Origin of the sequence: Pseudoalteromonas luteoviolacea H33-S, from assembly GCF_001625695.1 — a bacterium.
In the GTDB taxonomy this organism is placed as follows: Bacteria; Pseudomonadota; Gammaproteobacteria; order Enterobacterales; family Alteromonadaceae; genus Pseudoalteromonas; species Pseudoalteromonas luteoviolacea_B.
The window spans coordinates 175,039-193,414 of record NZ_AUXY01000080.1 but is presented as its reverse complement, the minus strand read 5'-3'; the positions used below and the strand labels follow the sequence as shown (position 1 = coordinate 193,414).

General features: G+C 42.1%; 1 protein-coding gene. It reads left to right on the top strand.

Going from position 1 to position 18,376, the window contains the following annotated elements:
- Positions 1-465: 465 nt before the first annotated feature.
- Positions 466-18,228: a tandem-95 repeat protein gene (locus tag N477_RS15630; protein ID WP_063363615.1), complete on the top strand. Its 17,763-nt coding sequence runs from the start codon at positions 466-468 to the stop codon at positions 18,226-18,228.
- The last annotated feature ends 148 nt before the right edge of the window (positions 18,229-18,376 follow it).

Below are 18,376 nucleotides of genomic sequence, written 5' to 3'. Positions count from 1 at the left end.
GCATATATCGGTACATTTCACCCATTTCATTTCATAAATTGGCAATGATTTAGTTTCTTATTTGTTTCTAAAAGTGATTTTTATGTAAATTTATATGTGCTCGTTTGATTTTTATCTTGTTGATTTTATTGTAATTAAATTTAAAAGAGTCTTCATTTGAGTATATAATCTATCTAATTTTGTGTGTGGGCATTTCATTGCTAAAAACTTTATAAAAAGAGTGACCTGATAAGCGCCGTAAACAGTATAAATATAGTTTTAAATTTTTCTTGATGTCTGTTTTTTCAACACTTTGTTCAATAAAAGTTCCTCATTAAGTATGTCGCTTTTATTTATATCTCTGCTATCAGTAATCACATTTTTTAGCCTCATTAAAGTGAAGCGGTAATTAGCTACTTACTGGTCTTTAATTTGCCCAACACATGTCAACAGATAATGAATTGTAATTTTTAAATAGGTAGTTTGATGTCTATTAGTAGTAAATCAATTAATAATAAAAGTAAGCTCAGTCGGCATATTCAAGCCGCACTGTTTGGTGGCGTTGCTCTGAATGCAGGGGGGGCGAGTTTTGGGGTCGAGGCCTTGGATATGTGCCAAATTATGCCAACTTTAGAACAATGCAATAAAGCTCCTGAATTAACATTGGATTCCACGGACTCATTTGGCAACAGTACGGTTCTATTTGATAGGCAATCTCCTGTTTCTATTGGTAAAAATGCTAATGTTGAGGACGAAGGAAAAATACAAAGAGTAAAAATCGCTATTCAGAGCCCTTCAAATGGAGAGAATGAGTTCTTAGAATATGACACTTCAAAGTTAGATGATTTACTCTCTACTAATGCTTCGTCAAGTGAAGTTGTTACCAAGCATGCAATTGAAGTCATAAGCTTAGATGCAAGCCCTTCTAGTATAGAAACATTCATAAAAAGCATAAAATATTTTAACAGTGTTGCTTGGCCTACAGGTACATCACGTACTATAAACGTAGAAGTTGAAGATGATAGAGGATCTAAAGCGAGTCGCAATACGATAATTGATTTACAGGCTGGTCTCGAATTTGATGATTACTTTACAGTGACGGCATCGTCAGTTGTAAATGGTGATAAATTTTTGGTTAATGCTGACCTGTTTCAAGCTGCTGATGGTAGTGGAGTCAATTTAGATGAATTTAACATTGGCATTTATGATCGACGTAGTGGGCTGGGTGTAAGTGAACGATTCGACAACACTGGATATGGCGCATTTTATTTAGATTCAAATAAAGATGGTGAATTAACCGAAGATGAGCTTCTGTCAAACAATAATAATTCATTGAACATTAAGTTGTCAGAGTTAAATGATCAACATGTTTATTTTTTACATAGTGGTAGTGAGCCCGCTCAAGATTTTCAACTAGCAGTTTTATTGTCAGGTCAAACGCCAGCAGGCTCAGAATCAAAGGTTATAAAATTACCTGTGAGCGTGATTGAAGCCGACCAGCCTCCCCAAATAATTTCGTCTTCACCCAAAGCCAGTCAAATTGAACTGTCTCTTACTTCTGAGATGCAAGCAGCGACTGAGCGTGTAATTCAAATTGACCCTGCGGGCATTCCTCATGTTGTTTACTTTGAAGAGGAAACCAAAAAACTCATTTGGAGTCGTTATAACAATGGAGCTTGGGTTGAAATACACTCAGATTTAATTGAGTTTAGTTGGGATACAAGGGTAGTTCCCAAATTGAAGTTTCATTCTGATGGAACAGCTTATGTTTCATACAGAAATGTAGATATGTATGAAAGCCCTACGATTCACCTTTGGCGTTTGAAGCAAACTTCAAGTAGCGTAGAACACATTATTTTAACTGAACATGATAATCCGTTAGTGCCTTCTAGTGGCAATGATATTTTTGTTTCAGGTGTTGGTCCAACTTACGAAGGCTATGATTTTGTCATAGATAAAAACGGCGCGTTATTAGTTCTCGCATTTGACGGTAATAACACGTCAAAATATAACTTATACAAACTTGACGGTTCAGGTAGCCAATTAAGTTGGGCTAGGCAAGAAGGCTTTGAGCTTCCTTTATTAGGTAGAGAAATGGGTCACTATTTTGTCATTTCTGACCTCTCTCTTGTTTATAATCAAAATAGTGACTCTTTATTTTACACTGCGCAAGAATCTCCTCCTGGGTCACCAAGTATAAGTGCTATAGGACAGTTTAGTTCTTCTGAGACTTACACTAACGATTATTTTAATACTGATTTAGGTGGCTTAAAAACAGATAATAATTATTCATACTTTAGTCAATTAGCACAGCATATTGGTAACGACGATATACCAGCAGGTATGCACTCTTTAATCGTAAAGCGTTCACACAATAGTGAAAATAGCGAGACCGAAATCTACTATCAGTATGTTAGCAATGATGAAAGTAAAAAAGTTGTGACAGGACCAATCACGCTGCCTAATGATGGGGATATTCATCAGGTTACTCTGGGTAAACAGCAAGTACTTTTTGTTGACTTAGAGCAGGTTGGTGAAGTCTCAAAAGTCGTCGTAAATCGATTGGTTGATGAGAAGTGGAAGAGTATTTACGAATACAATTTGCCATTTGTCGCAGCTAAAGAGTTTGAAGTGGTTACAACGCCTGATGGTGGGTTGATAGTACTAACCCAAGATGCACAAGATAACAGCGTTGTTCATACATCATCTATAGCGGGGTTAGCTGACATTGAATTAATGGAGGCAATAAGTGCTAACTCGCCGCAAAAACCATTCGAAAAAATTAAACTACATGATAGCGATACTGAGTTGCTGTCTTTTGTGGTAAGCACTGAAGATCTTGCTGTTCCAGGACTATATACTTTACCTGATGGCTTTAACCAAGGCGCTGCAGAGATTGAATTTACTGAAAATGGAAAGGGCTTATCAATTAAGGGGCCAGTAGAAGACATCAATCGAATTCTCGCTGCGCTTATCTTTACCCCAAATGCCGATTATCAAGGCACACCGACCTATATTTATACGGTGCAAGAACTACCAGGTGGAGCGACTATTTCGGGTAGTTTAAATATAGATATTCAGTCGCTCGTTGGGCTTGAGTCTTTAATTACAGCCTCAACATTAAATATCAAAGAAGACGACAAAATGCGTCTTACTGAGGATTTATTTCAATTTGATGCAATTAATGCAGATGTTGTTGAGGACTTTCGTTTTACGCTAGATGCCGGTTCTTTGGGTCCTGTGGCTGTATACTACGATTATGATGGTAATGGAGAGCTACTTGAAAGTGAAAAGCTTACTGGCACACAGTTAAACCAACCTTGGCAATACAGCGATATGCAAAACAGTCATTATTACTTTGTACATGATGGCTCAGAGTCTCCACTGGATTTTCCTGTCACAATCAATATGAGTTTGATTGAGGATTCCAACTTTAAAAGCTCGCACAAGTTATCTGGCACCTTGACGCTGCCTGTGAAAGTAGAGCTTGTCGATGATGCGCCAGTTATTGGTCAAAAAGGGCAAATTGGTGCAACAGAGGTCCCTTTGACCGATGAAATGTTAAGCGCCAGTGAACTTGTCGTCGAAGAGTCAGCCAAGGGTGAAATATTTGCTGCCTACTTTAATCAAGCATCACAGCAGGTAACAATAAAGAAGTTTGTAGATAAGCAGTGGCAACAAGTAGACATAATTAATACGTTAGGAGCGCATAGCAGTACTTCACTGCAAATGCGTTTTGATAATAATGGCTCTTTATATCTAGCTTTTATCTCCAAAGCTGAAGCCAATAGCGCTGATGGTGCAATAAATAAGAGTGCTTTATCAGTTGCTAAATATAACACTAGCTCTGGTGCGCGAGATTATCATTATCAAAGTCTTCAAGATGTTATTTTACTCAGTGATGTATTTGGGTTTGCCCTTGACGAGCATGGCTTACCTTATGTGATGGTACCTAATACTCTTTCAGAGAGTAATGTCGTAACAGAGGCGAGCATTTTCAAACTGAACGATAATAGCACGCCAGCTAAATGGCAAACTGTTTATGCATTCAGTGATAAGTTGTTTGATGATTTTCGATATAGTGATGAAGGACAACTACATCCTGCTGAATTAAAAAGTTTATCGCTAACGATTGATAACGGCACTATTCACTACGCTGCCGCAGCACAAATGAACATGGCTTCAGCTACTTTGGTTGGTAAGATCGTAGAGGACCAAGGTGGTTTAATTCATATTATTCACAATGAATTGGGAGGAAAAGTCAAAACGGCGGATGGGGAAAGCTATATGTCTTCTTCTGCCTATATATCACAGGCGAAGGCAGTTAATAGTGTTTCTGGAGTACATTCATTAACCTCACTCACTGAATTTTGGGAATATACATATGTCGATTATTTTGCTCAAGCATATGATGGTAGCGATACTTATCAAGTAGACAGGTTAAAAATCAGTAATCACGGTAGTGTCGTTGCTTTGGGTAGTGATACTGCCTATGCGGCGGAAGTGACTTCCGAATGGGGAAGTTCAACGACCAGAGTTGTGGTGTATCATGTAGTGGATAAAACGTGGGAGATATACCACGAATTTGAATTACCTTTCGGATCTGATCCTACTTCAGGAGAACTGAAGTTTTCGGGTGACAATCAATTATTTTATACAGTTAAAGATAGTACTGAGCAATTAAGTCGTTTATATAAAATCGGCGATGTAGGTGCCATTGATTGGAGTGCGTCAGAGATAAGCGCCAACATACCGTCGAATATTCTTGCTGGCTTACAAATCCAAGATCCAGACTCAGAAGAAGCGGTATTTACCCTAACCACAGACGGCGCAAATCTACCGGGGACGTTTAGTTTACCTGCCGATTTTGATAAAGGTGCGGCCATTGTTGAATTTACTCAAAACGGCAAAGGGGTCAGGCTCAGCGGTCCGATTAAAGACATCAACCGGGTACTTGCGGCGCTGATATTCACACCTAACAGTCAATACGAAGGCACACCTAAATACACGTACACAGTGCAAGGTTCGTCAGGTGGCACTGAGACCAACGGCGAATTTGACTTAAATATTATTTCTTATACTGAGCTTTCGTCATTTTTTACTTTGGCACCAATGAATGTGCTTGAAGGTGGCAAAGAGCGTATAAGGGTAAACTTATTTCCGTCTATCGATTATCAAGGTGATATATGGGATGACTTGACGTTCTTATTCGATACGCAATCTCTGCACTCTGGAGACATTTACCATGACGTCAATGGTGATGGCACCATTGTTGATAGCGAAAAGTTGACAGAACAAGAGTTGAGCACACCGCGACCTCTGGCTGACATTTTGAATGGAGCATTCTACTTTGCGCACGATGGCTCTGAATCGCCACTTGATTTTTCAATTTTGGTTGACGCGAGCTTGCAAGAAGGCTCAGAACATAGCCAGCGATACTCAAGCTCGGCGACGTTCACTTTACCGGTAACCGTAGAACTCGTCGATGATCCAATTGAGTTTGGTGCGCAGAGCAGTAATATTACGACCTCAGAAATCCCACTGACAGGCGTGATGTTGAACGCCGAGGACTTGTTGATTAAGACAAGTCCATCTGGTGAGATACATGTTATTTATACTGAAGATGTGCAGACCGCCACAAAGCTGTCTTGGCGCAAGCTAGTTGATGGTGAATGGCAGAATGTCATTGATGACCAATTCGGTGGTAGGCTTTCGAGTGAGTTCCAATCAATATCTCCACAACTTGAATTTGCAGATGATGGCAGTGCATATCTAGTCCATATTCAACATGGTTCAAACGACGAGAAAAGTTTGTCGATGATCCATTACGATGCTGAGTCAGGTACTTCAAAGACATATCCGCTCTCCGTAGGTGCAGTTGAAGGCGAGCAGCAAGGCGATCTTCTTGCAAGTCAAACATATGCCCTGACATTAGATGAAAATGGCACACCGTACGTGATGTTCCACCGAGACAATCTCGAGTGGAGTAATCATGTTATTTATAAGTTCCAACAAAATGGTGATGAATTAGACTGGGCTGAATATCGTGATATTGAAGGTGATCTTCATTATATTTATGATCCAGTTGATTCAATGCCGCTTTATCTACCGATAAAGAGTCTGTCCCTTGTGGTTGATGCCCAGAGTGATGTTGCTTATTACTCAGCTAATATGTCCGGGGATAAATATTATTCGGATCAAGCTTTGACACAAGGTGATGCAAACTCGCTTCAGTGGAATAGAGCGATTGTTTTTAAAGATAATGGTTCTAGCTTAGATACTTTAAACGGATTAGGTGGATCTACTTGGAATGTCGGGCAAAACATGTCTGATTCTATTACGTCAATTCATGTTGAGCAAAAGAAAGACGCTTTAGGTAACATTGTAGGTTTACACTCTCTTGTAGAGACTGTAAGTACAGGCAGCGAGAATACACGTATTATAGGTTACAATTATCAGCTTGATGATGGTTCAGACCCGATAAAACTTGACCCGATCACCCTTTCTCGTGACAACAGTAACTTTGTTTTAGGTAAAGAAACGCCATATGTTGTTGAGGTAACCCCGACTGATAATGGTGGCTCAAACGTGGTTATTCAGCATGTGGTTGATGGTCAGTGGGAAGTATATCAGCAATATGAAGTTCCATTCTTAGTCAATAAAGCACCTGAACTGGAAATATCAGGCACTAACCAGTTAGTTGTAAGCGTTGAAGGAGATAATGCGGGTGAAACATATGTCGCTATCACAAAAGACGAGCCAACGAATTGGGCGATGACGCCGATTAATGCGGCCAAACCTGCGCAGTTCTTTAAAGACTTTGTCGTTAAAGACGACGATGCGGATGAAGTTACCTTTAGTGTAAATACAAATGTAGACGGCTTACCGGGTGTGTTTAGCCTACCAGAAGACTTTGACCCTGGTACCGCAAGCATTGACTTTGGCGACCCTAACAGCGCTGACTATGGAAAAGAAGTACGTATTACAGGTACTATTGAAGATGTAAATCGCTTAATCGCTGCGCTGACCTTTACACCAAAAGATGGCTATGAAGGCAAACCTCAATACAGCTACTCTTTACAAAGTAACACCGATGACGAACCGCTTACGAGCAACTTTGATTTAAATATCACAGACGCTAACACTGCGCCAACACGTGTAGTGAATAAGCCGATATATGTTTTACCTGAGCACGAAGGCCATACACAGATCACAATAGAACGCTTAAAAGCGACTGATCCTGATGACAATGATGCGGGTATTTTTTACGAAATTGTAGAGTTGCCTGAAAGTGGCTTATTGCGCCTTACTCACTCAGACGGCGGTTCAGGTTTAGTGGAAACTGATTTACATGTAGGTGGCAGTTTTAGCCAGCTTGACCTGATGGACAACGAAGCGGGTACCAAGCTTGAGTATATTGTCGAAAATGGCATTAGAGCAGGGGCGTTTAAACTGCAGTTGATCGATGGTGGTGAGGATGGTGTTCAACCAAGTGAATCATTCATTGTATCTTTGGTGGATACTAAACCAGCTGTGTCATTGAGCCAAACTGACATCAACCTCTCTGCATTACTGTATGAAAATGCCTTTACCACTATTGAAGCGCCTGAGTTTGATGCACAAAGTGTCACCTTTGGACTATATGAGGTGATTGATGGCATATGTACGACAGATGTGTTCGCTGGTATTTATCTTGATGGTAATGCACTGAAAGCTGATGACTTGTTTGATGCCGGTGACCTTGAAATCTGTGTTGTAGCCAAAGACGATATCTGGGAAGTGAAGCAAGTCTTTACCCTAAACCTTGAAGACAACTTGCCTGTAGAGGCACCTTCAATGCCGGATTTAATTTCAACTTGGGATAAAGGCGTCAGTGATGATGACAATATTACTAATAGTCATTTCCTTCAATTCACAGGCAGTGCAGAGCCAAATACCCGTGTCACTCTAATAAGTGATATAGACGGTGAATTAGGCAGCATTTATGTAGGTGCGGATGGCAAATGGATTATTGCAACAAATGCAGTAGAAACAAATGACTCTCATGAGATCACGGCTGTGGCTCAAAAAGGAAATATCACCAGTCTTGCTTCTGCTCCGTTAGTACTTATTTTTGATAACATCGTTCCGCCATATTTGGACGGCAATTTTACACAGATGTCAAAAGACAGCCAGTCTCTTGCCAATACAAATCATGTTTCTCGAGTCAGCAAACCAACTTATATAGGGGTAGCACAAGGGTTCGATTTTGTAAGTGTATACATAACTGCAGAAGACGGCTCTACTAAATCATTTAATGAAATTAGTGTTAGTGAAAACGGTTCGTGGACATTTACGTGCCCTGAAGAATTACCAGATGGAAGCTATACAATCACTTTCAACGGACTTGATCATGCAGGTAACCAAACCTCATTATCGAGTAGGATGCTCTATGTTGACACTGATGCGAATGACACGCCTACGATATTCAATTGGTTAGGTGAAGACGGTTATATCAACGCGAGTGAGCTGAATACATATCAAATATCAGGGTCAAGCTCGCATACCTTTAGCTCAGAAGATAGATTACTTGCAACTGTGCAAATTGGGCAGAAAAGTTTCGAACAGTCAGGCATGTTTAATAGTCCAAATTGGTCAATTGACCAGTTTGGACTGAATAGCACTCAATTTACAAACGAGACAGAGTTTAAGCTGACGTTACAAGCTGCTGATATACATGGCAATACATCAGAACACGTAGTGCGCACTGCTAAACTGGATGTTTTGAGCCCGTCCGTTGTGATTGAGACATCCCAGTCGTTGGCAGGTGCCAATGAGCCTGTTAGGTTGTTGTTCTCATTTAGTGAGCCTGTTGCGTCATTTACACGCGATATGATTAGCTTACAGAGCAATAAAGGGACATTGGGGCCTGTTGTTAAGCATAGTAGCACTAGCTACTCTGCGATATATACCCCTGCAGCTGGGCATACGGGCCAAGAAGAGTTTAAGATTAATGCAGGTCACTATTTTGATATTGCTGGCAACCAAGGCCAATCAGCATCATTTAAACTCGACATTGACTCTGTCGCGAATGAAAATCACAGCATCAGCTTTGAAAAGCAGACTTACCTTGCCGATGACAATGAAGTTAAGTTTACCCTATTGGGTTTAGAAGCTGGCTCAAGCTATAGCTATGAGCTGAGAAGCAGCGGCGGTGGCGTAATATCAAATGCAGGTGTTTTAGCGAGCAATGAAACCACTAAAACTGTCACAGTTAGTCAGCTTGACGAGCTCAAAGACGGTGAGTTAACACTCTCAGTTGTCGCAACTGATAAAGCGGGCAATCGCTCAGCGGCAAAAACAACCACTGCAACTATGGATAGAACAGCGCCGAGCGTTGTGTCGATTACTGCGAATGACACGCGATTGGCTGTAGATGATAAAGCGATTATTACCATTACATTAAGTGAGCCAAGTGCTGATTTTAATATCAGTAGTCTTAATGCAAGCGGCGGTCGTTTATCAAGGTTTAAAAACCTGAGCGACACCGTGTATCAGGTAGAATTTACGCCATCTCGCAGTGTTGAGCAAACTGGCTCTGTCAGCGTCAATGCCAATAGCTTTACAGACATTGCAGGTAACGGCAACACGTTAACATCGCCGATTGAGTTTGATATTGATACTAAAGCGCCGGGGAGACCAAGTGTTACATTAAATAGTGGTGTATATAACGCTGAAAGCTTGATAAACGCATTCTTCACAGTGAGTTATGAAGGTGATGCAGATGGCTTTGAGTGGACCTTGTCTAATTTAGAAGATCGAATTAGTGGCGGTTATGATGAAAGACCTAGCTCGTCTGGACCGACTTATCTAAAAGAGACGTTAGGTATGTTCGCTGATTCTGATGATTTCTATGATTTGTCGGACGGTATTTATACCTTCACCTTTATCTTATCTGATGATTTTGGAAACGACTCTTATGAAGCCGTTGAAACCATCACCTTAGATAATCAAAAGCCAACGGTAAACATAACTGTAGCAGATGGTGTGTTAGGCACTGAAGGGCGTGTGGTTGAATTTACTGTGAGTGAGTCTGTTACAGGCTTTGACTTAGAAGATATCAGTGCATCGTCTGGCCATTTTGAGGCCTTCACATCTCATGGCAACAACCGTTATACCGCCAAATACATTCCGTTAAATGACGTCAGTGTTGACGTGAGTGTCTCGGTTGCAAGTGGGGCATTTACTGATGCGGCACTTAATGCGGTAGACAGCACAACCAAAACATTGACAGTGGACACTAAAGCGCCAAGCGTACAATCTGTGAATTTAAGCAGTGGTACTTATAATATTCAAAACCAAGCGCAAGCGGGCTTTAGTTTTGTTGGGGCAGAAGTTGGCGCGACTTATCGCTATACGTTAATTAGCTCGGGTGGCGGCACAATCTCTGAGTCAGGCACCATTGAGCAAGCAAATCAAAAAGTGACATTTACAGACTTTGCCAGCTTAAAAGATGGTGATTTAACACTGAATGTGGCTTTGACCGATATTGCTGGTAATACGACAACTGTAGAAACAGTTACTGGACGTTTAGATTCTGTGGCGCCGAGTGTCACTGTATTTAGTACGCCGAATACCAAGTTAAAGCAAGGTGATACCGCGCTTATTAGTATTACGCTCAATGAAGCAAGTGATGATTTTACAGAGACTGATTTAACAGTTGAAGGCGGTTCATTATCTGACTTCAAAGCGATTGGTAGCAGTAATACCCAGTATCAAGTGACCTTCACACCGACACAAGACAGTGAAGGAAGTGGCCGTATTGCACTTAATGCAGGTGTGTTTAATGATGTGGCAGGTAATGCAAATACATCTGCTCAATCTATTGATTTTACATTAGATTCAAAGGCACCATCTGGTTATAGCGTAGTGTTAGACCAAGATGTTTACAATATGAGCTCGCAAGCTATTCGCTTCAATTTCAGTGGCGCAGAAGTAGGTGCTACTTATGCTTATACACTGACTGGTTCTGGTCATGCATTATCAGGTACAGGTACTATTGATAAAGCGAATGAACAAGTTGCTATCAATGACATTAGTGGTTTTAATGATGGTCCATTAAGTCTATCGGTTGAATTAACAGACAGCGCAGGTAATAAAGGCGTTCAAGTTACTGACGCAGCCGTGTTGGATAAAACGGCGATTACTGGACATAGTGTGTCGTTGAGTTCCGATATATATAATGCAACAACAATGTCCGATTTGAGCTTCACGCTTAATGGTGTCGAAGCGGGCGGTAAGTACACTTATACGCTAACGAGCAGCGGTGGTGAGCAAGTCAATGGCTCTGGTGATATCACGAGTAGTTCACAGCTAGTGGCTATCAGTGATTTATCAAGCATCAAAGATGGCCAGCTGACGTTAAGCGTGAGTGTAGAAGACTCGGCTGGTAATGTTTCAACTGTGTTAGAAAAGCAGTTTGAACTTGACTCAGCAGTCCCGTTAGTGAGTAAGCTGGAAGCGTCTGATGTATCCCTCAGTGCAGGTGAAACTTCTGTTATTACGATTACTTTAAGTGAAGCAAGTAACGACTTTGCTCAACAGAGTGTGACAGCGACAGGGGGAACTCTGTCTAATTTTGAAAAGGTGAATGATAGCACTTACCGAGTGGTATTTACACCAAATCAAAATTCAGAAGAGGCGGGTAACATTGTCGTTGAAGCTGGAAAGTTCACAGATCTTGTTGGCAATGCGAATAATGCATCATCGCCACTTGCATTAAATATTGATACTAAATTGCCTAGTGGTCACAGCGTTAAGTTTGACGATACTGTCTATAACGCAAGTGAAGTTAGCTCAGCTAGTATTACGATAACTGGTGCCGAAGTTGGCACAACCTACCATTATGTCATCAATAGTGCACAAGGCGGTACGCCTATTTCTGTAGAAGGAGAAGTGACCTCTGCTACGCAGAAGATTAAAGATATCAACTTGCAAAATCTGCTTGATGGTCAACTTAATGTTACTTTGACTTTGAAAGACCAAGCTGGCAATACATCAGGGGTTGCATCACACACTGCGACACTCGATACGGCATTGCCAGAAGTTGTGAGCTTAACGTCTAATGATATGGAACTTAAGCAAGGCGAAGAAGCGCTGCTCACTATTACGCTTAGTGAAGCTGTTGAGGCGTTTTCGTCAGCACAATTTGGTGTGGTGAATGGTAAACTGTCTGACTTTAAAGCACTTAGCCCAACTACTTATCAGGCTAAACTGAAACCGAGTGATAATGTAGACGGTGAAATACAACTAGTTATTAGCGCTGGCAGCATACAAGACGCTGCGGGTAATACCAACTCAGAAGCTAAGTCATTGTCTATTATGGTTGACACAAGTGTACCGACAGGTCAAAGCGTTACCATTGATCAAGCAGAGATCAATGAAGACAATGACACGGCCTTGAGTTTTACTTTAAGAGGCTTGGAAGGTTCTGGCTTGATCACCTATCACATCAGCGACGGCAGTAATTCAGTAGGCAGTACCTCGCCAATTGCAATTACTGGCACAACGCAGGTGATTTCGGGTATTGACGTATCTAGCTTGGCTGAAGGCAAGTTGTTCTTAAATGTTGTTGTTTTAGATGATGCATACAATGCCGCAGAGGCCATTACTGCAACAGTAAACAAAGCGTACAATGTTGCGCCAACATTATCAGGTACGCCAGCATCGACAATTAATGAAGATTCAGAGTTTGTATTTGAACCACTTCTTAATGACCCTGATACAGACAATGAGCACGTATTTACCATCAACCAAACCCTGCCGTGGGCAACATTTGATGCTAAAACAGGTAAGTTGAATGGTACGCCAACAGATGAGCATGTAGGTATATACGATAACATTCAAATCACAGTGAATGATGGCCGCGAAACGTTTACGTTGCCTGCATTTAGCGTTGAAGTTGTTAACACCAACGATGCGCCAGTGGCACAAAACTTGGCATTCGACCTCAATGAAGCAGAGCAACTCATTGTTGCTAAAGCGCAAGGTTTGATTGATACCGCTACGGATGACGATATTGATAGTGGTGATGTGTTAAAAGCCATTATTGTCAATGAGCCGCAATTTGGTGCGCTTGTACTGAATGACGATGGTAGCTTTACATACAGTCATGATGGCAGTGAAAACCACAGTGATAGTTTTGGCTATCAAATTGAAGATGCTAGTGGTGCACGCTCTGAGCTTCGCACTGTGTCTCTAAATATGAACGCGCAAGCTGATGCGCCAGTAACAGCAGATGACTTTGCTCAAACATTTGAAGACACGCAAATCATAGTCAACTTATTGACCAATGACAGTGATGCTGAAAATGACATGGTGGCTTCATCTGCGGCGGTTATTGTTGAGCCTAAGCTGGGTAGTTATAGCATTGAAAACGGTATTGTTACTTATACACCAAACCTCAATGCCACAGGTCAAGATAGCTTAACTTACACGGTGAAGGATTTAGCGGGTAACACATCAGCTGCAGCGACGCTGATCATCGATATCACGCCTGTAAACGATAAACCAGTTGCCAAATCATTTGAGTTATTGGTTACCGAAGATACGGCGAGTGACAGTATAGACCTTCGTAGCAAGTCTGAAGATGTTGAAGACGTTAACCCAACAGGCGCTATTGCATTAACGGCTACCCCGACGAAAGGTGTTGTCACCCTAGACCAACAGACTGGAAGCTTAGTCTACACACCAAATGCAGATGCCATCGGCAGCGATGCATTTAGCTATACGATAGCGGATAGTGATGGTCTGATCTCAGAGCCTGCAATCGTGACTGTGAACATTGGTGCAGTGAACGATCGTCCTGTCGTAGATAACGATACTTTGGTCATGACAGAAGATGAAGTGGCGACGCTTAATATTCTTGCTAATGACTCTGATGTTGAAGATCAAGGCTTTAACGCTGCAAATGTCATGCTAGAGGATAAAGGCGCGGGCGCAGGTGTTTACGATATGGCCGATGTTGCAGTACTTGCTGATGGCACATTAGAGATAACACCAAAGCAAGATGCCAATGGTCGCTTTAGCTTTACTTATACATTGGTAGACAGCGAGCAATTAAGTTCTGAGTCGGCAACAGTGACAGTTGATATTACGCCTGTTAATGACGCACCAGTCGCGCTTGATAACATGGCGGAGTTGTTTGAAGAAGGTTCACATGAAGTCAATGTTTTAGGTAATGACAGTGATGTTGATGAGAACGATAACTTAGATCTGTCAAGTGTTAGCGTTGTTAAGCAACCGCTAAATGGTCAAGTGCGTGTGACAGACACGGGCGCTATTGTGTATGTACCAAATACCAACTTTAACGGTGATGATACATTTACCTATACAGTAAGAGATGCGGCAGGTGCGCTTTCAAACGAAGCAACAGTCACGATGACAGTGAAGCCACTCAATGATGCACCAGTTGCACAAAGTCAAAGCGTGTCATTAGCAGAAGATGGGTCATTATTGATCACACTTGCTGCTACTGATATTGATGGTGATGAACTGAGCTATCAAATTGTTAGCAGCACCGCATCTGGCTCATTGACACAACTGAGTGTAAATACATGGACTTATGCGCCTAATGCAAACTTCAATGGCCAAGATAGTCTGCAGTTTATTGCCTTTGATGGTCAAGTTGAGTCGGCGCCCGCGCAGGTTACTATTACGGTAGATGCAGCGAACGACGCCCCTGAAATATCGGGAGCCCCAGCTACTAGTGTTGATCAAGACGTTGCTTATTCATTTACACCACAAGCAACCGATTTAGATGAAGACTCGCTTACTTTCAGTGTGTCTAATCTGCCAGTTTGGGCAAGCTTTGACGCGCAATCAGGTACTCTCAGTGGTACACCGGGCCGCGATGATGTGGGCTCGTATACAGATATTGTGATCACAGTATCAGACGGAGAGTTAACAGCTTCTCTTAGCCCATTTGCCATTGAAGTTGGCTATGTAAACGCGAAGCCAGTTGCACAGGGGATGGATGTCTTTGTAAATGAAGACTCAACGGTCAGTTTCAGTGCGCCGGTATCAGATGCAGATCAAGATAGCTTAAGTATTAGTATCACTGAGCAACCTAGTTTCGGGTCTTTAACCGTTCAAGGGCAGTTATTTACTTATGTTCCTGGTGCAAACTTTAATGGTTCTGATAGCTTTAGCTATGTCGTAAATGACGGTGCTGAAGACTCAGTTTCTGCACAAGTGGCTATCTCGGTTAATCCATTGAATGATGCGCCAGTTGCGCAAAATGACGCATTTACATTTAACACAGTGTTACCTTCATACACGCTTGATGTACTTACAAATGACACAGATGTTGATGCAGGCGATGTACTGAGCTTAGTTGGTGCAAGTGCATCAATTGGTAGTGTGACGATTGAAAATGGCCAATTGGTTTATCAACCTCAGGCCACAGTTCAAGATACCGCAGTGATCACTTACATGATTGCTGATCCGCAAGGTGAACAGTCAAGCGCAACTGCAACGGTAGATATTGTTAATAATGCTGCTGGTTCTGCAGGCCAATTAACCTTGACTACGCCGCAGGACAAGGTCGTTGATGCAACAGGGTTATTTACTAAGGTTGACTTAGGTAGTGCGACAGCAACAGATGGTAATGGCAATCCTATTGCGGTTTCGCTGGTGGATGGTAAAACTGTATTTGCACCAGGCTTACACCATGTTTATTGGAAAGCCACTGACAGCAATGAACAGTCAATCGTTAAAAAGCAAACTCTAACAGTTAATCCGCTTATTTCTTTGAGCAAAGACAGCCAAATTGCTGAAGAGCACACACATACGGTTAAGGTATTCTTAAATGGTGAAGCACCTTCTTATCCAGTGACTGTACCTTACACTATTTCAGGTACGGCTGATGGCAACGACCATGATTTAATTGATGGTGAAGTCATTATTAATGAGGGCAATGAAGGAGTAATTAGCTTTAATGTGTTTGGTGATGGTGTAGTAGAGGGTAATGAAACCATAGTGATTACCCTTGCTGATACACTAAACCGAGGGGCAAAATTTGCCAGTACGGTGACGATTGTTGAAGAGAATGTTGCACCAGCATTGTCGTTTGAAACAGTACAAAGTGGCGAATCTCGCTCTTTGATTGTTCAAAGTGGTGGCTTAGTGCAAGTCAAAGCAAGTGCGACTGATGCAAACCCACTAGATTCAGTGACATATAGCTGGTTGGCGGAAGATCAGCAGCTTGGCAATCTGAGCACTGCGGCAGATGTGTTTGAGCTTGACCCTAAGGGTTTAAGTGCGGGCATTTATAAGTTAAGCCTTACTGCAAGTGATGATGGTGTGCCAAGTTTATCTTCGACTGTAGATGTGTATCTTGAAGTGGTTGAAAGCCTGCCTGAGTTAGGTACAGAAGACAGTGATGGTGACTTGATCCCTGATTCGCAAGAGGGTTTTGCAGATACTGACAATGACGGTATTCCTGATTACCTAGATGCGAATAGCGACTGTAATGTTATTCCTGGACAAATCAAAGATCCAAATCAATTCCTAGTTGAAGGTGAGCCGGGTGTTTGCTTACGTAAAGGGGTGACAGTTGCTCAAAACAGTACAGGTGGTGCACAGCTGCTAGAAAGTGAACTACCAGCTGATGCTGAAGCAACAAACATTGGCGGCCTATTTGACTTTATTGCGACTGGTTTGCCAAAAGAGGGAGACGTGTATGGCATTGTTATCCCGCAGCGTAAACCGATCCCTGTGAATGCGATTTATCGTAAATATCGCAACGGCGAGTGGATAAACTTTGCCGTTACTGATCAAGATAAAATCTTATCCGCAGCAGGAGAGCCAGGCTACTGTCCACCTCCAGGTAGCAGTGAGTGGCGAGATGGTCTAAATGAAGGCGATTGGTGTGTTCAGTTGAAGATAGTCGATGGCGGCCCGAATGATGATGACGGTATTGCCAACCGAAGCATTGTTGACCCAGGCGGTATTGCGGTACTCGCAAGCGACAATACACTGCCTCTAGCGCAAGCTGATTCACTTGTAATTGGTGTGTCTGAACCTGTCTTTATCGATGTATTGAATAACGATACAGATGCAGATGGCGATATACTGACAATTACCGGTGCAAGTGTAGACTTTGGTGAGGTTGAAGTTATCGACAACCAGCTAAAATATACACCGCCAATGAACTTTGTCGGTACAGCGAGCATTACATATAGTATTGCGGATGGAAAAGGTGGCACAGCAAGTAGCACAGTAACCATAGAGTTGGTTGTTAACAATGCGCCAGTAACTGCGCCTGATTCAGCAAACACAACGGATAAATCTAGCCTTATCATTGATGTTTTATCAAATGATACGGACCCAGATGGAGATGTGTTGACATTAGTCAGTGCGCAAGCAAACCATGGTAAAGCTACTATCAATAGTGATGGTACACTCAGTTATGAGCCGCTGTTAGGCTTTACTGGTGAAGATGTGGTGACATACGTGGTGAAAGACGATAAAGGCGCTACAAGCGAAGGTATTGTTAAAGTGTCGGTAACGGCGCACCAGAGTGTATCAGCGCAGAATTCATCATCTGGTAGCTTAGGCGGTTTGTTAGTTGTGATGATTTCTGCTCTGGTTATACGTCGTCGCTCAAGCAAATTGCCTGCTTATGCGCTTATCACAACGGCATGTGTTATGAGCTCGAGTGCCGCTGCACAGCAATGGCGTATTCAAGGCACATTAGGACAGGCTGAAGCCCGCGCTGATTTCAGTGCGTTACCTACAAGCACACAGATCACTAATATCGATGACAGCAGTCAATCGCTCTCGGTAGGCGCGTTTTTCCAACTTATGCCAAGCTGGAATATTGGTATGCGTTACATCGATTTAGGGCAGGGCAGAGTCAACTTTAGTGATAGCACAGTGAACCCAGATAGCTGGCAAAAAACGGTTTCTCGTGTTGCGCCTGTGTTACCTGAAGGCTTTGCTTTGCAAACTGGCTTGGAGGTATTTAAGCATAACAAGTTACACGCAGAGCTGTTCTTAGGCGCTTATGGGTGGGATTACAGTATTGAAAGTAAAACCAATACTCGCAGTTACACCGAATACGAGCAAAAAGGCACCAGTGCTTATATTGGCAGTGCAATTGGCTATGAACTCACGGATAACGTGTCTGCGGTGTTAACTTATAGTTATTACCGCTTAAGCGCGAACCGTATTTCAGAGGTTGCTGCTGGCGTTGAAGTGCGCTTTTAAATCACTTTTAAACGAAAAGCCTGCTTAATAGCAGGCTTTTTTTTGCGTGTTTTTTGTCAAAGTGAATGGAAGCTGAGGATTTATGGATATGCGATTTATTGTGAAAGCCGCAATTTAAGTAGTAATAAAGTAATTTAATTAGAGTGGA

Coding starts and splice junctions, on each gene's coding strand:
- N477_RS15630 (WP_063363615.1), top strand. CDS start 466: ATGTCTATTAGTAGTAAATCAATTAATAATAAAAGTAAGCTCAGTCGG.